The sequence below is a fragment of the Nocardioides sp. T5 genome (assembly GCF_048161455.1).
In the GTDB taxonomy this organism is placed as follows: Bacteria; Actinomycetota; Actinomycetes; order Propionibacteriales; family Nocardioidaceae; genus Nocardioides.
Map to the genome: position 1 here is coordinate 1,053,830 of NZ_CP182415.1, position 20,219 is coordinate 1,074,048.

Annotated in this window: 17 protein-coding genes; 6 read left to right on the forward strand and 11 right to left on the reverse strand. The window is 71.2% G+C overall.

What is annotated here, in order from left to right:
- Positions 1–65: 65 nt before the first annotated feature.
- From ACNKF0_RS05030 to ACNKF0_RS05075, 10 genes are all read right to left on the reverse strand, one after another.
- The gene (locus tag ACNKF0_RS05030; RefSeq protein ID WP_299922334.1) at positions 66–851 is read right to left on the reverse strand and encodes a hypothetical protein; all 786 of its coding nucleotides are present in this window, start codon (positions 849–851) and stop codon (positions 66–68) included.
- Between the two features lie 459 nt (positions 852–1,310).
- Positions 1,311–2,570, reverse strand: coding sequence for an isochorismatase family protein (locus ACNKF0_RS05035; protein ID WP_299922332.1), 1,260 nt, complete (start codon positions 2,568–2,570; stop codon positions 1,311–1,313).
- Positions 2,571–2,610: 40 nt separating this feature from the next.
- A complete protein-coding gene (locus ACNKF0_RS05040; protein ID WP_299922330.1) occupies positions 2,611–2,748 on the reverse strand; it encodes a hypothetical protein in 138 nt (45 codons plus the stop codon).
- 128 nt (positions 2,749–2,876) lie between these two features.
- Positions 2,877–5,618 carry a helix-turn-helix transcriptional regulator gene (locus ACNKF0_RS05045; RefSeq protein WP_299922328.1) on the reverse strand — a complete coding sequence of 914 codons (2,742 nt, stop codon included), beginning with the start codon at positions 5,616–5,618 and terminating at the stop codon, positions 2,877–2,879.
- A 91-nt stretch (positions 5,619–5,709) separates the two neighbouring features.
- Positions 5,710–5,943 (reverse strand): hypothetical protein, encoded by a 234-nt coding sequence (locus ACNKF0_RS05050; protein ID WP_299922326.1) that lies wholly within the window; start codon positions 5,941–5,943, stop codon positions 5,710–5,712.
- Complete coding sequence (locus ACNKF0_RS05055; RefSeq protein ID WP_299922324.1) at positions 5,940–7,325, reverse strand: alpha/beta fold hydrolase; 1,386 nt, start codon at positions 7,323–7,325, stop codon at positions 5,940–5,942. The genes ACNKF0_RS05050 and ACNKF0_RS05055 overlap by 4 nt, the downstream gene beginning before the upstream one ends.
- Complete coding sequence (locus tag ACNKF0_RS05060; protein ID WP_299922322.1) at positions 7,322–7,831, reverse strand: GNAT family N-acetyltransferase; 510 nt, start codon at positions 7,829–7,831, stop codon at positions 7,322–7,324. Before ACNKF0_RS05060 ends, ACNKF0_RS05055 begins: the two co-directional genes overlap by 4 nt.
- A 123-nt stretch (positions 7,832–7,954) precedes the next feature.
- A complete protein-coding gene (locus ACNKF0_RS05065) occupies positions 7,955–10,486 on the reverse strand; it encodes an ABC transporter permease (protein ID WP_416956306.1) in 2,532 nt (843 codons plus the stop codon).
- Positions 10,487–10,489: 3 nt separating this feature from the next.
- The gene (locus ACNKF0_RS05070) at positions 10,490–11,335 is read right to left on the reverse strand and encodes an ABC transporter ATP-binding protein (RefSeq protein WP_416956308.1); all 846 of its coding nucleotides are present in this window, start codon (positions 11,333–11,335) and stop codon (positions 10,490–10,492) included.
- A gap of 157 nt (positions 11,336–11,492) precedes the next feature.
- A complete protein-coding gene (locus ACNKF0_RS05075) occupies positions 11,493–13,001 on the reverse strand; it encodes an MFS transporter (RefSeq protein ID WP_416956310.1) in 1,509 nt (502 codons plus the stop codon).
- A gap of 289 nt (positions 13,002–13,290) precedes the next feature.
- On the opposite strand from ACNKF0_RS05075, the gene ACNKF0_RS05080 reads away from it, so the two are divergent.
- The 6 genes from ACNKF0_RS05080 (at position 13,291) to ACNKF0_RS05105 (ending at position 18,962) form a co-directional block, all read left to right on the forward strand.
- Positions 13,291–14,748: an MFS transporter gene (locus ACNKF0_RS05080; RefSeq protein WP_299922314.1), complete on the forward strand. Its 1,458-nt coding sequence runs from the start codon at positions 13,291–13,293 to the stop codon at positions 14,746–14,748.
- Between the two features lie 218 nt (positions 14,749–14,966).
- The gene (locus ACNKF0_RS05085; RefSeq protein ID WP_416956313.1) at positions 14,967–15,401 is read left to right on the forward strand and encodes a DUF1707 SHOCT-like domain-containing protein; all 435 of its coding nucleotides are present in this window, start codon (positions 14,967–14,969) and stop codon (positions 15,399–15,401) included.
- Positions 15,402–15,542: 141 nt separating this feature from the next.
- Positions 15,543–17,795 carry a GAF domain-containing protein gene (locus ACNKF0_RS05090; RefSeq protein ID WP_299922310.1) on the forward strand — a complete coding sequence of 751 codons (2,253 nt, stop codon included), beginning with the start codon at positions 15,543–15,545 and terminating at the stop codon, positions 17,793–17,795.
- Between the two features lie 4 nt (positions 17,796–17,799).
- A complete protein-coding gene (locus ACNKF0_RS05095) occupies positions 17,800–18,456 on the forward strand; it encodes a Crp/Fnr family transcriptional regulator (protein ID WP_299922308.1) in 657 nt (218 codons plus the stop codon).
- 85 nt (positions 18,457–18,541) lie between these two features.
- Positions 18,542–18,739: a hypothetical protein gene (locus ACNKF0_RS05100; RefSeq protein WP_299922306.1), complete on the forward strand. Its 198-nt coding sequence runs from the start codon at positions 18,542–18,544 to the stop codon at positions 18,737–18,739.
- A gap of 16 nt (positions 18,740–18,755) precedes the next feature.
- On the forward strand, positions 18,756–18,962 hold the full coding sequence (locus ACNKF0_RS05105; RefSeq protein WP_299922304.1) for a hypothetical protein: 207 nt from the start codon (positions 18,756–18,758) through the stop codon (positions 18,960–18,962).
- Positions 18,963–19,002: 40 nt separating this feature from the next.
- Here ACNKF0_RS05105 and ACNKF0_RS05110 read toward each other — a convergent pair whose 3' ends face one another.
- The gene (locus ACNKF0_RS05110) at positions 19,003–20,139 is read right to left on the reverse strand and encodes a CDP-glycerol glycerophosphotransferase family protein (RefSeq protein WP_299922302.1); all 1,137 of its coding nucleotides are present in this window, start codon (positions 20,137–20,139) and stop codon (positions 19,003–19,005) included.
- Positions 20,140–20,219 lie beyond the last annotated feature (80 nt).

Genomic DNA, 20,219 nt, shown 5'->3' on the forward strand with positions numbered 1-20,219 from the left:
TCGGATGCATCGACCGGGGGGGCGGCCCGGATGTTCGAAAAGGGCGCCTGCGGCTCGTCGGTCCGCTACGAGCCCGACCCCTCGGAGAGCTCGGCGGCGAAGAACTCGAGCGCCGTCTTGGTCTTCGTCTGCTGCTCGCCCGAGACGTCGAGGCCCTTGCCGGCCAGGAAGGCTCGCAGCTCCGCCGCGGCCTGGAAGGCCTCGGAGGGTGGGGACTTGGCCGACAGCTCAACGATCCTTGACCCGTCGGGGTAGAACCACACCTCCGCGACGAGTCGCATGCTCAGGTCCGGGGGGCGGAGCTTGAGCTTGAGGACGGTGATCGGTCCCAGGATCGACAGGTCGTCCAGCCCGAGGCCCTCGGGGGCATGCGCCTCGTAGAACCGGCGCTGCTCCTTGGAGTAGAGGGATCGGATGCCCTTGCGTCCCGCCGCGACGTCCTTGACGGCCTTCGGGCCGAGTGCGCCCTTCATGGACGCCGAGCACACGAAGCCACCCGGCATCGCGTCGACCTCGACCACCAGGTTGTCCGAGCTCCGCTCCGCCTCGACAGCCGCGGGCGTCACCGGCCTCAGCTTGACCACGGTGTCGTCCCCCCGCCCCTGGACCCGGCGAGCCCTGACGACCACGCCGACCTCGTTGAGGGCCAGGTCGGGGGTGTCGAAGAAGTACACCTGCCGGATCTGGGCGTCGAGCGGATCGACCCCCAGGGCCGTCGCTGCCTGGCGTCGGTGTGAGTCCGGCACCGTCAGCTTGAGCTCGACGCTGTCCGCGTCCCTCGCCAGCGCCAGCACCTCGCCGACCTGGGCGTCGGTGAGCCGAGCAGGGGTCTCCTCGGACGTGGCAGGCATCGTTCGCTTCCTTCCCTCGGGGGGAGGTCGCGCCGTACGACGACTCCGACCCGCCCCCGACTGTGCATCGCCGCGCGGTGCCGGGCATCACCCGGAGCGTGTGAGCGAACATCCGAGGGACGTGGGAGCAGCCCGACGCTGCGTCCACCGCTCTGCTGGGCGCGCGTGGTGGGGGAGTCCTCGACCGGGCTGGCGCTCGGCCCAGGCGCTGCTCGCGTCCGAGCACGACACCTCGCGGCGGATGGCGGAGGCCGCGACGGGTGTGCCCACCTGCCGTACGTCGTGGTGCGACGCCCCGGCCGTCCACGCCGACCACGTCGCCGACCGCGCGCCGGGCAGGCACCGGCGTCGTGTTCCTTGCCGCACCACCACCGGACACTGGCAAGACACCTCCTGCGCCACCCCCGTCCCTCACGGAGTGCGCGGCCTCCACGACACCGCGGTCCCGGCGTCGGGTGCTCAGCTGTCTTCGGGATCGTGGACCTCTGCCATGTGCTTGACGAAGCGTCGTTCGGTTCGTCCGGACGTCGCATGAACGCGGACCTCGTCCGTGTCGAGCCACCCGTGTCGCCGATACACGTGCACGGCCCGCGTGTTGTCGTCGTAGACCCAGAGGTCCACCTCTGCTCGTCCGGTCTCCACCGCGTAGTCGGTCACGTCGCTCAGCAACCGGCCCGCAACGCCAGCACCCCACGCTGGGGGGTCAACGCCGAGGTAGAGAATCTCCAAGACGTCATCCCTCGGAACCACGACGGCGAAACCGGCCGCCCTGGCGCCAACGGATGCGAGGTGGAGTGTCGAGCCGGGAGCACGCAACCCCCGCTCGATGATCGGTAGTGCCGACTCCACCGGAGCAGGCTCGGGCTTGCCGTCGCGCTGTGCCGTGGAAGCTGCCCAGATCCGCGCCGCCTCCCACTGGCTGATCGAGTCCTTGTCCCTGGCTACCGCACCGTCGCCGATGTTCCCCACGACGATGATGGTCTCCGGCGCTCGTACCGACCGCAAGACGATCTCGGCCTGGGCGGAGGTCCGACCTGGACCCGCCCAGCGGCCGGCGCCGCCAGCCTCTGCATCCCTGACCGGTGCCGAGCGGGGCGTAGGTGGTGTCCTACTCGGAGACCGAGCGGCGCTTGCCACGATGGCGGTGGTGGTCATCACCGTGGCGAACTCCCCATGGAGATTGGTGCAGGTCGCTTGCGTGAGGGCGTCGGCGGTCAGCGTATGACCCTCTGGTCCGGTGCGATCGAAGGTGTGCGTCGCGTCGAAGGCGAAGATGGTGTCGTAGCCGAGGTTGCCGGCCACGCGAGCGGTTGTCTCGCAGCAGTGGTTGGTGGTGATGCCGCACACCACGAGCCCCGTCACGCGTTCACGTTGGAGCCATGCGTGCAGGTCAGGGGTGCCGTGAAAGCTCGAGTTGACGCTCTTGGTCACGATCAGGCTGGGGTTGGCCTTCTCGAGGTAGTCCTTGAACGCGTGTCCGGGATGATCGCGGTGGAGTGGACTGTGCGGGTCCGTGGAGGCGTGCTGGACGTAGACGATCGGCTGCCTGGCCGCGGCGAAGGCTGTGGTGAGGGCGGCGATGTTGGCGTCGGCGTCGGGGTTGTTGCGTGGGCCCCAGTACGTGGCCTCGTCGAAGCCACGCTGCGCGTCGACCACGATCAGCGCGGCGGTGTGGGGCAAGGACGTGGCGGTCGGGGTAGGTGGGTGGGTGCGAGTCACGTAGGGCTCCTGTGAGGCGGCCGCGTCGGCCGGGATGGGGTCAGCGACGTCCGCGCGGGCGGGTGGGCCAGCGGCGGGGTCCCCGCGCCAGGCGGGACTGTCGAGCTTCGTCGGCTTCGTTCAGCCGACGGCGGATCTCGTGGTTGGCGGCGGTGTGGATGAGCAGGTTGGCGGTCATGACGGTCTCCTCGGTGGTGGGTGGAGGCACCATCGTGTTCTGTGGGGAAGCCCGGTCGCGCCGGGGAAATCACCGGGGAGTTCGCCGGCGCACGTGGCGCTGCGAGGACGGGTCTGCAGTGCTGGGACTCACATGAGGTCGACGGTGAGTGCCGCGAGCTCGGTGCGTGAGGTGATGCCCAGCTTCGTGTAGACGTTCCGAAGGTGGAAGTCGACCGTGCGGGGGCTGATGAACAGCCGCGCCGCGACGTCCTTGTTGCTGAGCCCTTCTCGTACGAGGGCGGCGATCTGTGACTCCTGTGGGGTGAGGTCGCTGGCGACGAGGTTGGTGCCTCGGCGGGCAGTTTCACCGGAGGCTCGCAGCTCTTGGCGTGCGCGTTCGGCCCAGCTGGCAGCGCCGAGGCTCTCGAACGTGTCGAGCGCTTCACGCAGCGGGACGCGAGCCGCGGTACGGCGGCGGTGACGGCGCAGGTGCTCGCCAAGGGCGAGCTGGGTGCGTGCGCGTGCGGGCAGGCGGGGGGACTTGGCGTGCCAGTCCAGCGCGCTGGTGAGGTGCTCCTCGGCGTCCCCGTCCCCGAGGATGGCTCTGGCGTGGTGGACGGTGGCCCAGGCCCACGCCATGTCGGTTCCTTCGGCGAAGCAGCGGATCTCTTCGAGCCACGCGTCGGCGAGGTCTCGGCGGTCGGCACGTACGGCGGTCTCGATGCGGTCGAGTGCGGTCAGCCAGCGGGCCACGGGCAGGTCGATCTGCTGCAGGTGGTGCAGGGCCGTGGCGGGTGTGACGTCGAGCTGGCGGGCTGCGGCCCAGTGAGCCAGGCCGCGCACCAGGCCGGTCGTGGCGCCGTGCGGCGGGTGTTGTTCCAGCTCGGCGTCGAGGTCGCGCAGGCGCTGGGGGGCGGCCGGGTCGCCGCGCAGCGCCGAGATGACCGCGAGCTCGGCGAGCGGGAACGCCGCGAGCTCGTCGAGGCCCAGGTTGCGGTCCAGTAGCAGCGCTTCCTGGGCGGCCTTGAAGGCCTCGCTCCACGCCCCGGTGGCGATGCGGAACACGACGCCGCGGGTCAGGGCGTGCTCTATCATGTTCACGGCGCCGGCGTCGCGGGCGTGCTGGAGCTGCAGGTCGTGCAGCCGGATGGCTCGTTCGTCGTCGCCCAGGTGCATGGTGGCGATGGCGAGGTTGGCGTGAATCAGGCCCGGTGCTGTGGCCGGCAGCGGGAGGTCCCAGGCGCGTCGCAACGCCGTGGCGGCGCTGGCCCAGTCGTTGTCGATGACGGCGGTGAACCCGCGGAGCAGGGCATCGGCCGCCTGCTCCTCCACGGTCGCGTCGGGCGCGGGTGCGGTGACGATGGTGGAGGGGGAAGGGGTGTCCACTGCGTGGGCGCCGAACGAGGCCAGGGCCGAGGCGAGCATCGCGAGGACGCGAGCGTGGGCCGGGTCGTGGGGCGCGGCGGTGGCCGCTGCGCGGCACACGATCCGGTATCCGTCGTGCAGGGAGCGGGTGTTCCACTCGACCTGGCCCTGGAGCTGCAGGAGGTCCGCTCGCAGGAGCGGGTCGTCGGCGTCGACGAGCGCAGCACGGGTGAGGAGCTCGGTCTCGAGCGGGCGTCCGGCGGCGAGGTTGGCTCCGGCGGCGTTCAGCAGCCGTTGGGCGCGTTCGTGGGGGTCGAGGGTGAGCTCCGCGGCCCGGGCCCATGCTGCGGCGGCTGCTTCGTGGCCGCCGCGGCGGCTGGAGCGCTGTGCGGCTTCGTCGAGCGCTGCGACGACGTCGGGGTCCGGGCCATCGACGGACGCGGCCAGGTGCCAGGCCCGACGATCCTCGTGAGCGGTTCCTGCGAAGGCGTCGGCAAGGGCCCGGTGGGTCTGACGGCGCCGAGAGCTCGTGGCGGCTCCGTAGATGGCGGAGCGTACGAGCGGGTGGCGGAGCATCAGCCCCTCGGTGCTGATGCGGAGCAGTCCTGACTCCTCGGCGGTGTCGAACGCTTCCTCGGGTGCGCCGAGGGCGGCCGCAGCCCGGGCGACGGTGGCGGGGTGGCCGGAGTCGTCGGCGGCGACGACCAGCAGCACGGTCTGGGCTGCGGCATCGAGCTTGCGGTAGCGGTCCAGGAACGCGCGCTCGACCCGTTCGGTGAGCGGAAGGCGTTCGGGGAGGCGTTGGTGTCCGGTGAGCTGGTCTGGGGTGAGCGCACCGCTCAGCTCGATGAGACCGAGAGGGTTGCCGTCGGTGACGTCGAGGAGCTCTTCGAGTACATGCGCAGCGATCGGAGCGGCGGCCTGGTCGGCGATGAGCTCCCCGGCAGCGGTGGCGGCGACGCCAGCGATGGTGATGGTCGTGAGGTCCGGGGTGTCGAAGGCGCCGGCCTCGTCGTCACGGATGGCGAACATCAAGGCGACCGCTTCCCCCTCGAGTCGTCGTGCCACGAACAGCAGCGCTGCAGCGGAGGCGTCGTCGAGCCAGTGGGCGTCGTCGACGACTCCGAGGACGGGTTCGTCTCCGCCGACCTCGGAGAGCAGGTTCAGTGTGGCGAGGTAGACCAGGTGCCGGTCGCCAGCACCCTCGGCTTCTTCACCGAAGGCGGCGCGCAGCGCGCGCGCCTGGGGGGCTGGGATGCTGTCGAGGCGCCCGAGCACCGGACGCAGCAGCCGGTGCAGCGCAGCGAAGGGCAAAGGAGCTTCGGACTCGACACCGCGCGTGCGGAGGACGGTCACACCTCTACCGTCAACCGCGTCCCGGGCGGTCGTGACCGCGTCGTCGAGCAGTGCGGACTTCCCGACGCCCGGCTGGCCGCGGAGGACCAACGCGGCTCCGTCGCCGGCTGCGGCGCGTTCGACGAGCGCGCGCAATGCTGACTGCTCGGCCTCCCGTCCCCTCAGCACGGCGGCACCTTACCGAGACGGCCCGACACCGGAACAGGATTGCTGCCGCAGCTTTCCCCTGGATCTGTGAGGTTCTCTGCGGGCGTGTCGGTCACTGGGCCACCCGGCAGTCGAGCCGGTCCAGGACTGCCAGCACCTCGGCGCGCTCCACCGGCTCGCGAGCGGTGACGATGAGGAGCCCGGCAGCCTCGTCGACGTCGCAGAAGCTGACACCGGGCAGGTTGCCCACGTGCCGCTCGACCGCTTCACAGACCCCAACACCGGGCGGGTCTTCCAGGCGGAACATCACGGTCCCGACGAAGGCCCGCGGGGTGTTGCGCATCATCGGGGGCCCCCGGGCTGGGGGTCGGCCGTCCGGGCGTTGTGGGTGAGGGCGGTGATGATGAGCGGCCAGGCGGCAGGGGGCAGGTCGTGGCCCATGCCTTCGATGATCTCGAGTCGAGCGCCGGGGATGGCGGCTGCGGTCGCGCGCCCGCCGGAGGGGTGGCACATGGGGTCGGCGCTGCCGTGGATGACCACGGTGGGCACGTCGAGGCGCGCGAGCGCGCGGGTGCGGTCCGAAGCGGTCCGCACCGCCCGCTGCTGCCTTCGGCGTCCGTCGCGGGCGTCGGGGTCGCGTCGGAACGCCTCGACGGTCGCCCGTCGCAGCTCGTCGAGGTCCTGGGCGAGTCCGGTGGACCCGACGGCCCGGAAGATCCGGACCCGGCGTTCGACGGCTTCCTCCTCCGTGCGTGGACGGCGGGTGAGGAGGTGACGGAAGATCAGCGGGGAGGTGCGACCCTTCCCGCGCTGGCCGCTCGTCGACATCAGTGATGCGAGCGAGGCCACCCGGTCCGGGCGCCGGATCGCCATCAGCTGCGCCACCATGGCGCCGAGCGAGGCTCCGACGACGTGCGCGGTCGCAACTCCGAGGTGGTCGAGGAGCCCGACGGCGTCGTCAGCCATGTCGTCGAGCGTGTACGTCCCGCCGGGCAGGTGGGTCGACCGTCCCGCGTCGCGGTTGTCGAACCGGACCACGTGAAGTCCTTGATCTGCCAGCTGCCGGCAGAACGCGTCGGGCCAGTGCACGAGCTGGAAACCCAGCCCCATGATGAGAAGCATCGGGGGTGACGCCGGGTCGCCGAAGGTCTGGTAGCACAGCGTCACGTCCCCGACGTCGGCGAAGCGTTCCGGGCTCGGAGTGGTGGGAAGGTCACGGGTCCATGCCAGCGCGGTGGTCGGCTCCTCGCCGGCCAGGTACGGCGTGGCTGTCTCGCCCGGTCGGTAGCCCATCGTGGTCCAGAACGGGTCGGCGAACGGGGCGTTGGTGGCGACGATGGTGGCCCGCAGACGTTGGACCTCGGGCCAACGGGCGACCCAGTCGAGCAGCAGGTCGTGGGTGCGACGGCCGACACCGCGCCGTTGGTGGGCTGGATGGGTCTGGAGGAGTCCGATGTGTGCCGTGTGCGCGTCGGGCCACCCGCGCAGCACGTCGACGACGGCGACCAGGTCACCGGTGTGGTCGTACGCCCCGAGCACCACCTTGTGCTCAGCCGGCAGACCGGGTGGCCGCCCCTCGAGCAGGTCGACCGCCGCGTGCGGGCTTGCCGGGGCCCCGGTGACGCGGCGTGCGTAGCCCGCGTCAGCCTCGAGCAGCGCCTGGAGGGTGTGGGTGTCGCGTTGGTCGAGCTCGCGCAGGAGCAGCCGGGGTGCATCGGTGGCGGTCATGCCCGGTCCTGCAGGTAGCGGGTGTAGGCGTCGGGTCGCCAGGCGGCGACGACCTTGGTGCGGAGCGTGGCTCCCAGTCGCTGGTAGAAGCGCTGGCCGGCGTCGTTGTCCTGGTTGACGCCCCATGTGACGAGGGACTGCTCGGGGCTCACGTGCTGCGCCAGGGCGGCCATGAGCTGTCCGCCGATGCCGCGGTCGCGGACCTGGGGGCGGACGTAGAGGTCGTCCATGGCGAAGACGTCGCGGCCCTGCCACAGGTTGAGCTGACGGGTGCCGCTGACGTACCCGACGGGCTGTCCAGCGGTGACGGCGAGGAGTACCACCACGGACGGGTCGGCGAGCATGCGGCCCCAGTCCTCGCGGGTGGCGTGGACGGCATCGGCGGAGTTCTCGTGCGTGGCGAGCTCCATGAGCAGAGTCCGGACGTCGTCGGCGTCCTCCACGCCGGCACGTCGGATGGTGACGGTGCTGGTGGCGGTGCTGAAGGCGTTCAGCTGGTCGGTCATGGGGATCTCCTGTACGGGTCGGTTGTCGCGTCGGGAAGAACGCCGGGTTCTGCACCTGAAGGGGGCGTGCGGGGTGGTGCAGAACCCGGCTGCATGGGGGGCTTGCGGTGTGAGCGGAGGCGGTCACTCGCGGATGGCGGTGAGCACCTCCAGCCGGGCGGCACGGCGAGCGGGCGCCAGCCCGCCGACGGTTCCGACCACGAGGGCCACGGCAGCCACGAGCACGAGCCCGGTGGTGGGGACCCGCAGGTGCAGGTCGCCTCCCTGAGCGATGCCGCGTACGAACAAGGCGCTGGTTGCGACGCCGATCGTGGTTCCGACGAGCAGGCCGGCGACGGCGATGAGCAGGGACTCGGTGCGGATCATGGTGCGCAACTGACGCCGCGTCATCCCGACCGCTCGAAGCAGCCCGAGCTCGCGGGTGCGTTCGATGATGGACAGCGCCAGCGTGTTGGTGATGCCCAGCATGGCGATCAGCACGGTCAGCATCAGCACGGCAGTGATCAGCGTGAGAATGCCGTCCAGGGACGCGGTTCGCGCCTCGGCCGCGCTGGCCTGGTCTCGTACCTCGACCGTCGGCATGCCCTCGAGGGCGTCCTCGAGCGCGAGCCGGGCGTCGTGGACGCTGGTTCCGGAGCTGGGGCGCACCAGGAGGCTGGCGTCGACACGCTCGGTGAACCAGTCGCGGTAGCTGGCGAGCGAGACCAGGTAGTCGGTGCTCAACGCTTTCGCGTCGTCGTCGTCGATGAGTCCGACGACGGGCACCTTGACTGTCCCCGTGCGGGCGAACGTCATGCCAAGGGTGTCGCCCACGGTGAGGCCGCGCTCGGTTGCCTGGCGTTCGGTGATGACCACCCCGTCGCGCAGGTCGGTCAGGCTGCCTTCGACCATGTCGACGTCGGTCACGTCATCGATCGTCGTGGGGTCGAGCGCGGTGAGGGCACGGGTGGCACCGGAGTCCTTCCAGTGCCCGAACCGCAGGGGCGAGACCGTGCCGACCTCGTCCAGGTCCTCGATCGTCTTCAGGGTCGTGGGTCCGAGGCCGCCGAGCATCTCGCCGCGTGCGCTCTCCACCACCAGCTCCGCGGTGATGGCCTCGTCGAAGCCGGACTGCAGAGCCGCGCGCACCGAGGCACCGACGACGGAGACGAACACCACCAGCGCGAGGCTGAGCGCCAGCGCCATCACGGTCGCTCCGGTGCGCCGCGGCGCCCGGCGGGCGGCCTCTCGAGCCAAACCCGCAGGCACGCTGCGGCCGGTGATGGCGCTCAGTCCGCGGCCGATCAGGTTCACCACGGCGGGCGCGACCATCGGGGCGAGGGCGACCATCCCGGCCACCAGCGCGGCAGTGCCGGCGCCGAGTGCCGGCATCGACTCGGCTGCGCCGCCGACGCTGAGCGCGGCGACTCCCACGGCCGTGAACGTGACGCCGACAGCGGCGCGGATACGACCCCGGCCGCCGGCCGTGCCGAGAGCGCCTTCGCGCATGGCCATCACCGGGGAGATGCGGGCCGCGCGACGAGCGGCACCGAAGGCGGCGATGAGCGTGACGCCGATCCCGACGGCCAGCGCGACGATCAGGGTGCGGGCCGACAGGACGGTCGGGCCGTCCGGGACGGTCGCGCCGGCTGCGTCCAACAGGGAGCGGAGCCCGGTGGCGGCGACGAGACCCGCACCGGTGCCGGCCAGGGCGCCGGCGATGCCGAGGACGGTGGCCTCGCCGAGGATGGAGGTCATGACCTGGCGGCCGGTGGCTCCGGCTGCGCGCATGACGGCGAGCTCGCGGGTGCGCTGGGTGACCAGCACGGAGAAGGTGTTGGCGATGAGGAACGCTCCGATCACCAGGGCCGCTCCGGCGAGCGCGAGCAGTGCGCCGGTGATGAAGCCGAGCTGGGACTTGGCAGCTGCCGCGCTCGCGGCGGCCGTGTCCTGGCTGGCCTCCACGTCGACGTCGGCGCCGAGGGCGGCGCGGAGGTCCTCGGTCACGCCCGAGGTCGCGGTGCCGTCGGCTGCGATGACGTCGATCTGCGAGATGCCGTCGCCGAGTCGCAGGAGACGCTGGGCGGTGGGCAGGCTGGTGAGGGCGACGGTGGTGTCGGGCAGGCCGTCGGACTCGCCGAAGCCGACGAGTCCGACGACCCGGAGGTCGGCCTCACGGTCGGCCTGAACCCGGACGGTGTCGCCGACAGTGATGTCGTGTGCGGTCGCGGTGGCGGCGTCGATGACGACCTGGTCCGCGTCGCCGGGTGCGCGGCCGTCACGGAGGGTGAACCCGTCGACGCCGGTCCACGAGCTCAGCATGGAGGGGCCTGCGGGCACGATCGCCTTGCCGTCGGTGATGAGGAGTCCGGTTCCCTTGACGACGGGGATGGCCTGGTCGACGCCGGGCAGGGTGGCGGCGCGGGCTGCGAGCTGGGGGTCGAGGGGGTCGCGTTCGACCTCGACACCCATGGCGGCGTCGAAGGCGACGGCGTCGCGGACGACGATGTCGACCTCGGTACTGGCGTCACGGAACTGGTCGTCGAACACCTTGCGGGAGGTGTCGGTGAGCACGAGGGTGCCGACGACGAACGTCACGCCGAGAGTGATGGCGGCGAAGGTGAGCAGCAGCCGGCCGCGGTGGGCCATGGTCTGCTTGAGGACGAGGCGGAGCATGGGTCAGCCCTCCGGGTGGGTGTCGGTGCTGGAAGCAGCGGTGTAGGGGCGGTCGTCCGCCTCGGTGTCGAGCTGGAGCATCCGGTCGGCGATAGCCGAGGCGGTGGGGTCGGCGATCTCCTCGATGACGCGGCCGTCGGTGAGGAGCACGACCCGGTCGGCGTGCGCGGCCGCAAGCGGGTCGTGGGTGACCATGACGATGGTCTGGCCGAGGTCGTCGCACGCGTCGCGAAGGAACCTCAGCAGGGCCTGGCCGTGCCGGGTGTCGAGGTTCCCGGTCGGCTCGTCGGCGAACACGATCTCGGGGCGGGTGACCAGGGCCCGGGCGACCGCGACTCGCTGCTGCTGTCCACCAGACAGCTCCGAAGGTCGGTGCTGCAGGCGCTGACCCAAGCCGAGGGTGTCGACCAGTCGAGCCATCCACTCGGGGTCCGGGCGACGTCCCGCGAGGTCGAGCGGGAGGGTGATGTTCTCCTGCGCGGTCAGCGCGGGAAGCAGGTTGAAGCTCTGGAAGACGAACCCGAAGCGGTCGCGGCGCAGCAACGTGCGCTGCCGCTCGCCGAGGTTGGTGAGGTCGGTGGCACCGATGAGTACCCGGCCGGCGTCGAGGACGTCGAGGCCGGCGAGGGCGTGCATCAGGGTCGACTTGCCGGAACCGGACGGGCCCATGATGGCGGTGAAGGTTCCGCTGTGGATGTCGAGGTCGGCGCCGTCGAGGGCCTGCACGGCCGCAGGCCCGGTGCCGTAGGTCTTCACGAGCCCGCGTGCGCGCACCGCGACGGGCTTGGTCGGGGCCGCAACAGAGTGGGTGTCGGCGGTGCCGGGGGTGTCGTTGAGCAGGTTCGTCATGGTGGCTCCTTGGTCGCGTGGCCGTGCGCCGGCCGAGTGGTGGTCGCGTGGTTGTCGGGGGGAGGGCTTCGTGGGTTCGGGGTTTGAGCCTCGGTCTCCCCGGCTCGTGGTCGCGCCGGGGAAACCGCCGGGTCCATGGACCGGCGAGGGCTCGGGGTCAGTGCCCGTGGCCGTGCCCGTGACCGCTCGGGGCCTGGGTCGGGTCGTGAGCGGGCAGCAGGAACGTCGGCACGAGCAGGGCGAGGAGCCCGACGGCCACGGCGAGGAACGCGTCCTGGCTGCCGGCAGTGATGCCCGCGCGGGTGGTGAGGTCGCCGGCGACCGCCGTCAGGGCGGCCACGCCGAGGGCAGCACCGATCTCGTGGCCCGTCATCAGCAGGCCCGATGCAAGACCGGACTGCTCGGACGCGACGTCGCTCATCGCCGCAACGGAGATGGCGACGAACATCGGACCGACGCCGAGGCCGAGCAGCGCGAAGCCAGGCAGCACGTCGCTCAGGTAGGAGGGGTCAGAGTCGACGAACGACAGCACCAGCGCGCCGGCGGTGGCGATCAGCAGCCCAACCGTGATGAGCTTCTTCGCGCCCAGGTGCGGCAGAGCCTTCGATGCGACGGCGGCGCTGAGGGTGATGAAGGCAGCCAGCGGCAGGAACTGCAGGCCGGTGACGAGAGCGGATGAGCCCAGCACCTGCTGCAGGTACAGCGAGCTGAGGAAGATGGCACCGACGACGGCTCCGGTGACGCCCGCCATCACGGTGGATGCCGAGACCAGGGACCGGATGCGCCACGTGCTGGGCGGGACGATGGGGCTGTCGACCTTGCGCTCGTTGAGGATGAACCCGGTCAGCAGCATCGTGGCCAGGCCAGTCGCGACGAGCGTGTGGGGTGCCGTCCAGCCGTGGCTGGTGGTGGACTCCACGGCGTACACGAGGGTGAGCAGGCCCGTCACCAGGAGCGCTGCCCCGGACAGATCGAGCTGGCGGCGGCCCGCGGCGCGGGTGGGCGCGAAGCGGACCTTGGCCAGGACGCCGGCGGCGACCGCGACACCGATGGGGACGTTGATGAAGAACACGGCGCGCCAGTCGAAGGCGGTCGTCAGGATGCCGCCGAACAGCACGCCGGCGGCGATGCCCATGCTGGCGACGGTGCCCCACATGGCGAGGGCGGTGGCCCGCTGGCGACCGGAGTAGGTGGCCATCACGATGGACATGGCGGCCGGGGTGAGCAGGGCTGCGCCGGCACCCTGGGCACCGCGGGCTGCGATGAGGGTCAGTGCGGTGTCGGCGAAGCCCGCGGTGAGGGAGCCCGCGGTGAACAGGGTGAGGCCGCTGAGGAACACCCGGCGTCGGTCGAAGAGGTCGGCGACGCGTCCGCCGAGCAGGAGGAACCCGCCGCTGAGAAGCACGTAGGCGCTGATCAGCCACTGGTAGTTGGTCGAGGACAGGCGCAAATCGGTCGCGATGCTGGGGAGGGCGACGTTCACGACGCTGACGTCGAGCACGACCATGACCTGGGCGGCCAGCATGAGCGCGAGCACCGTCCAGGGACGCCGCACGGCTGGTACGTCGTGGTCCGGGGCGTCGTGGTGTGGGTGGCTGTGGTGCCCGTGGTGCTTTGCGTGCTCGTCGGGCGGCGAGGCCGTCGTGGAGTGGTGCGAGTGGCTCATGGCGTTCTCCTCGGAAAGGTGATGCCGGCTCCGTGATGCCGGGTGACCCGAGCGTCCGTCCGGAGGCGGTTGGCTCGCGCCGGGACTTCTGCCGGGTTGCCTGCCGGTTCGTGCGAAGGCATCGACTCCGGTAGTCGGGGCCTCACGCGAGCTGACAGCCCAGTGAGGAGGGTCAGTCGTCGTGGACCGCGGAACGCCCGGTCGCGCAATCCCGGCGATCTCCCCGGTGCGACGCAAGGCACCTCGCCGCGACCGTGGACGAAGACGACCCACGACCGAGGTGACAGCCATGACCACCAGTACGACCCCTCCCGCCATCCCTCCCGCCATCCCTCCCGCCATCCCTCCCGCCGCCCCTCCCGCCGCCATCGCAAGCGCCATTTCGAGCACTCGGCCGGGCGGGCCCAGCCGGTCCCGCCGGGGGCTCGCCCTGGCGTTGCTGGTCTCCGCCCAGTTCGTGGTCATGCTCGACACGTCGATCGTCAACGTGGCGCTGCCCTCGATCCAGGCATCGCTCTCGCTGAGTGGGAGCAGCGTGAGCTGGGTGGTGAACGCCTACGTGCTCACCTTCGGCGGGCTTCTCCTGCTCTGCGGGCGCGTCGCCGACCAGGTCGGCAGGCGCCGCATGTTCACCATCGGTTCGGTCCTGTTCACCGTGGGCACACTCGCCGCAGCGACGGCCGCCGGCGAGTGGATGCTCATCGCCGGCAGGATCGTGCAGGGTGCCGGGGCAGCGTGTCTGAGCCCGGCCTCGATGGCGCTGCTCCTCGTCACCTTTCCGGGGGAGCACCGGGCACGGGCGATGGGTCTGTGGGGCGCCGCGTCGGCGCTGGGTGGCGCCACTGGTGTCGCCGCTGGCGGACTCCTGGCGGGCACGTTCGGCTGGCCCTCGGTCTTCCTGGTCACCGTCCCGGTGTCCTTGCTCGCCGTCGTCGTGGCTGGGCGTGTCCTCGACGACAGCAAGCCGCGCGCGAGACACCACTTCGACCTGCGCGGAGCCGTGAGCATCACCGCAGCAGTCGTCGCGCTTGTCGACGGGGCGCTCAGCCTCGCATCGGGCAACTGGACGGACTTCGTCATCGTCGGAGTGCTGGTCCCCGTCGCGCTCGCGGCCGTGTTCATCCATGCCGAGCGCCGCGCACCCGAACCTTTGGTGCCCCTCGACCTGTTCAGCTCCCCGATGCTGAGGATCGGCGTCGCCCTTGCAGTCCTGGGCGGAGCTGCCCGAGCCTCCACATTCGTGCTCGTCGCGCTCTACCTCCAGCAGGCGCTCGCCATGTCTCCTGAAGCCGGTGGACTGGCGATGGTGCCAACGTCCCTGACCGGTTTCGTCGTCTCGCTCGTCCTCCTGCCTCGCGTCCTGCGCAGGTTCGGTGCCCGCCGCAGCCTCGTCTCCGGCCTCCTGGTCCTGGCGGGCGGACATCTGTGGCTTGCCTGCGCGCCCGTGGGAGACGGCTACCTGGTGGGCGTGCTCCCGGGACTCCTCCTGGTCGCCACCGGGGTCGCGCTCAGCTTCACTCCCACCACCATGGTCATCGCCTCGGCCGTCCCTGACACTCATGCCGGCCTGGCCTCCGGGTTGGCCAGCAGCGCAACCCAGGTCGGCGCCGCACTCGGCACCGCCGCGTTCACGGCCATCGCTCTGCGGGACTCCGGCTCGGGTTTCCCCACCGCGTTCGTGGCTGCTGCGACTGTCGCGCTCTTCACTGCGCTGCTCGGCAGGATCGCAGGCCGGAGTCGGCACTAAGGTCGCCTGTTGCGAGGCCAGCCGGATCATGGCACCAACACGGCGGGGAAAAAGCTGCATGGCAGTCCCGCGGGCCCCAGATCTGCTGCTGATCGCGCAGTCGGAAAGGTGACCCGTTCCGCCGCCTTGCGGCGCACTCAGACATGGATCTGCGCTGCCCGCGTGCTGACATGTCCCAGGTCCCGTACGGAAACGGCACCTCGTGCGAGTCTTGGCGGATGGAGACTGTTGGGTCCGCGGGGGAAGTCGCGATTCGGATCGGCGACGCAGAACGCGACCGGTGCTTGAGTGTCTTGAACGAGCATCACGTCCACGGCCGCCTCTCACTGGAAGAGCTCGACCGACGGCAGCAACTCGCATTGTCGGCCGTCACCGCCGACGACTTGGCGGCCCTCGTCGAGGACCTTCCGTCGACGAATGGTGGACGAACGGGCGGCGTCGCTGAAACGTGGCGGTCGCTGCCCCCCGATGTCCGGGCGGGCCGCTTGGCGCGCTGGGCGGCCGCGCCCGCCTCGCTGATCGCTGGCGGCGTCCTGGTCGCTTCGGCGGCGAACTACAGCGACGAGCGGAACTTCGCCGTCGGCTTCATCGCTGCCGGGCTCGGGTACACGGCACACCTGGTGACCTCGAGGCTCTCCCGCCGCCGTCGCTGAGTCCTTGCCGCAGCGCGTGGCCTGTTCTGGCGCCCGAGCCGCCGACGCCGAGCCCGCGATCCCGGTGGTTGCCGAGCCTCGTCACGCGGGAGGAGACTGGTCGGTGCGGTCGAGGGGTGCCCGACCGCAGGGAGGGCCGCCGTGGTCGAACCTGCACCGTTCCCGGACCGGGGAGCCGTCAGCGCCGCGGAGCACGAGCGGCTCCGCCGGGACTACGACGCCCTGGCTGACCAGTTCGGCGCCACGTCCGAGGTGCTCGAGGCCATGGGCCGGTCGACCGCAGATCCGGACGCGGTGCTCACCGCCATCGTCGAGAACGCGCGCCGGCTGTGCCGGTCGGAGGCCGCGCACCTCTACCTGTTGGAGGGCGACACGTTCCGCCTCACAGCGACGGTCGGGCTGTCCGAGGCGTCCCGACAGGTGCTGACCGAGCACCCGATCACGCTGGACCGGCAGGCGCTCATCGGACGCGTCGGCCTGGAGCGGAGGACGCTCCAGATCCCCGACGTGCTGGCCGACCCGGACTTCGGACGCCACGACCTGCAGCGATCGGCGGGCTTCCGCACCGTGGTCGCTGCTCCCCTGATCGTCGACGACGCGGTCGTCGGCGCTCTCAACGTCTGGCGCAACGAGGTCAGGCCGTTCGACGACCGTGAGATCGGCATCGTCAGCGCGTTCGCCGTCCAGGCGGCCATTGCCGTCAACGGCGTCGGGCTGGTCCAGCAGCTCGAGACGCGGGGAGCGGAGCTGGCCCGCAAGGTCGACGAGCTGGAGGCGCTCCGCGCGGTCGGCGAGGCGGTCAGCTCCACCCTCGACCTCCAGGACGTCCTCGACACGATCGCCGAGCACGCGGTCGCCCTGTCCGGCACCGACGGCGGTTCGATCATGGAGTACGCCGAGCGCGACCGCCGGTTCGTCGTGCGCAGCGTCTACCGCACGGCTCCCGAGGTCGTCGAGCAGCTGCGAGACGTGCGGATCGACCTCGACACGACGGTCGTCGGCAGAGCGGCGCTGGAGCGGCGCCCGATCGTCGTCCCCGACCTCGCTGGCGTCGAGCCCGACCCGCACCTGGAGATCCTGCGCAGCGCCGGATGGTCCTCGCTCGTCGCCGTCCCGCTGCTTCGCGAGGACACGATCGTCGGTTCGCTGATCGTGCGGCGCAAGCGCACCGGGGACTTCTCCCCGGAGGTCGTCGACCTCCTGGAGACCTTCGCCAGCCAGTCGGCGCTGGCGTTGCTGAACGCCCAGCTCTTCCGGGAGCTGAAGGACCAGAGCCTGGCCCTGGAGCTGGCCAGCCGGCACAAGTCGGAGTTCCTGGCGAGCATGTCGCACGAGCTGCGCACCCCGCTGAACGCGGTGCTCGGCTTCTCGGAGGTGTTGCTCGAGCGCATGTTCGGCGACATCAACGAACGGCAGGAGGAGTACCTGCGAGACATCCACGGCTCCGGGAAGCACCTGCTCGAGCTGCTGAACGAGATCCTCGACCTCTCGAAGGTCGAAGCCGGGCGGATGGAGATCGACTACTCCGAGTTCGACCTGCGCGTGCTCCTCCAGGAGGCGGTGGCCATGCTCCGCGCGCGGGCGACCGCGCACGGCATCGACCTCAGTGTCGACGTCGAGCCGGGCCTGGTCCAGGCGTACTCCGACCAGCTGCGGCTCAAGCAGGTCGTGCTCAATCTCGTGACGAACGCCGTCAAGTTCACCGGCGACGGCGGCTCGGTGGTGGTGCGCGCACGTCGTACGCCGGTCGACATCGAGGTCACGGTGACCGACACCGGCGTCGGCGTCCCGGAGGCGGACCGTGAGCGCATCTTCGAGTCCTTCCAGCAGGGCGGGCGGGGTGCGTCACGCGAGGAGGGCACGGGACTCGGGCTGACGCTGTCGCGCCGCCTCGTCGAGCTGCTCGGCGGCCGGATGTGGGTGGAGAGCGAGGTGGGCGTCGGCAGCACCTTCGGCTTCACGCTCCCGTCGCGCACCAGCGACGGGGCCGGTCCGACCTCCACCCCTGGGACGTACGACGTCGTGGTGATCGAGGACGACCGGCCCTCGCTCGACCTCTTCACGGCCTTCCTCGACGGCGCCTCGGTGCGGGTCACCACCGCGCGCGACGGGCCGGCCGGTCTCGAGGCCGTGCGCCAGATCCGGCCGAGCGCGGTGCTGCTCGACATCAGGCTGCCGGGCATGGACGGCTGGTCGGTGCTGACCACCCTCAAGCAGGACCCCGAGACCTGCGACATCCCCGTGATCGTGGTGTCGATCGTGGACGAGCAGCAACGCGGCGCCGCGCTGGGGGCCGCGGCCTACCTCGTGAAGCCGGTGGGACGCGGCGCACTCCTCGACGCCCTTGCCCGGGTCGTGCCCTCCGTCCACACGGGCGCGGCAGGAGAGGACTGACGCCGTGTGGCGGTTGCTCGAACCCCTGCGGGCCGAGGACCGGGAGGCGTTCCTCGCCCTTGCCCACCGCCGCACGTTCGCGCGTGACGAGGTCCTGTGCCACCAGGGCGACCCGGCGGACTCGCTCCACCTGGTCGAGCGCGGCCACCTGGCCGTGGGCGGCACCTTGGCCTCGGGCGCCACGGCGACCTTCACCGTCCTCTCACCGGGGGACTACTTCGGCGAGCTCGCGCTGCTGCGCGCCGACCGACGTCGTACGGCGACGGTGACGGCGTTGGAGCCGAGCCGGACACTCGCGGTGGCGGGTACGGCCTTCGACCGGCTCTGCACGCACAACCCGGGCATCGAGAGGGTCGTGTCCATGCTCCTGGCCGACCGGATCGACCTCCTCAGCCGGCGGCTCCTCGAGACCATGTACGAGAGCCTGGACCGCCGGGTCTGCCGCCGTCTCGTGGACCTCGCCGATGCCTACGGTGGGGTTGACGGGGCCGTCGTGATCCCGCTCAGCCAGGCCCAGCTCGCCGACCTGGTGGGTGCCACGCGGCCGCCCGTCAACCAGGTCCTGCAGCGGCTCGCGGACCGCGACGTGGTCCGGCTGAGTCGCTCCCGGATCGAGGTCCTGGACCCGGCGGAGCTGCGTCGACGCAGTCTCGAGGACTGACGGAGTGTCTCCGGGCGAACAGAACTTTCCTTCGTAGCGGCTCAGGATCGGGTTCATCACACAGATCCCAGCGAAGGAGCCCGAGATGTTTTCCCACGATTCCGAAGCCCAAGCCATCTGCCGAGCCGTCATCACCGACCGCCTCCGCGAGGCAGAGCACCGGCGCCTCGTCCGTGAGATCAGGCGGACCGACCTCCCCGACACCACCGGCGCCGCGACGGCGTCCACCCACCGGCGCTCCCGTCTCCTGGAGCTCGTCCACCTCTCGCACTCGTACGGCTGACCGGACGGAGCCGACCATGTCCACCCAGTCCGCCACCCAGGCCGACGTCCTCCACGAGGCGCTGCGTCAGGAGCTGCTGCGTCTGGCCCGGCACGAGGACGACGCCGCCAGCCGGGAGGCGGCACGCGTGCACTACTGGGAGCCCGTTCCCGTCACCGTGGTCGTCCACCGACAGTGTGCCGCCGCCCTGCGTGCCGCCGCCGACGAGCTCCTTCCGCACTGATCGCCGGCCACAGTGCGTTGCGCGGCGATCACGGCTCGTCTCAGGCCGTGATCGCGGCCTGCGTGCCGCCGGTCAGCAGCTCGTCGCGGAGCGCGACGAGGCGGCTCACCTCGGCGAGGAAGCGGCCGGTGCTCTCGCCGACGGCGAGGTCGTCGAAGTAGTGGTGCCGCATGGCGACGCGGGCGAGGTGGTGCTCGTCGTGCTCGAGCCGGTCGCCGAGCAGCGCGGCGAGCTCGGGCACGTCGTCGGGGCCGACGACGTCGGCGCAGCGGCTGACGGGTGCCTGGTGGTGCAGCGCCTCGAGGTCGCCGTGGGGATCGGTGAGCAGGATCGGCTTGTCGGTGTGCAGGTAGAGCCAGTCCAGACCCACCGAGGACACGTCGGTGACCATCGCGTCGCAGCCGGGCATCACGGCGAGGATGTCACCGGTGAGCACCTGGGTGTGCCCGGCGGTCGGGTCGAGCCGCCCGGCCTCGTCGATGAGTCGCATGATCGCCAGGTGCGCGTCGGCGATCGCGGGGGTGAGGCTCGTCGTGACCTTCGGGTGCGGCTTGTAGACCAGGCGGACCTCGGGCACCTCGAGGATCGCGCGGACGATCGACTCGCCGAGCGAGTCGACCGACGTGTAGTCGTTGTAGTCGGCGTCGCCCTCCCAGGTGGGGGCGTACATCACGGTGCGTCGCGTGCTGGGCGCCAGCAGCGGCGTGCGGGGGAGGTCGAGCTGCGGTCGGCCGACGCGGACCAGCCGGGAGGCGTCGAAGTCGAGCAGCCCGGTCAGGTAGCGCTGGACCGCGGCGTCGCCGGCGACGAACACGCGGTCGTAGGCCTTGGCGTTGTTGCTGGCCATGGACTGCTTGTCGCTCTCGCCGTGGTTCACGTGAACGTGGAGCATCCGGCTGTCGAGCAGCGACTCGAAGTTGAGCACCGAGTTGTTGCAGTAGAGGACGACCTTCGCGTCGAGCTCGGCATAGAGCTCGGTCAGCTCGGGGAACGTCGGTGCGGTGAGGACGGTCAGGTCGGTGCGCGACCCGATCAGCCGGGCCGAGTCGGGGTCGCGCAGGACGAGGCCGACCGGGTGGACCCGGTCGAGCACCTCGAGGACCTCGAGCCACTGGGCCAGCTGGTAGGTCCTCGTCGGGTCGCCCGCGAAGTAGGCGATCACGCACACGTCGTTCACGACGAAATCCTACTCGCGACCGCGCAGGGGAGGGGCCGTTGTCCCACAGGACGCAGGAGGGCCCGGCGCACGGCGCCGGG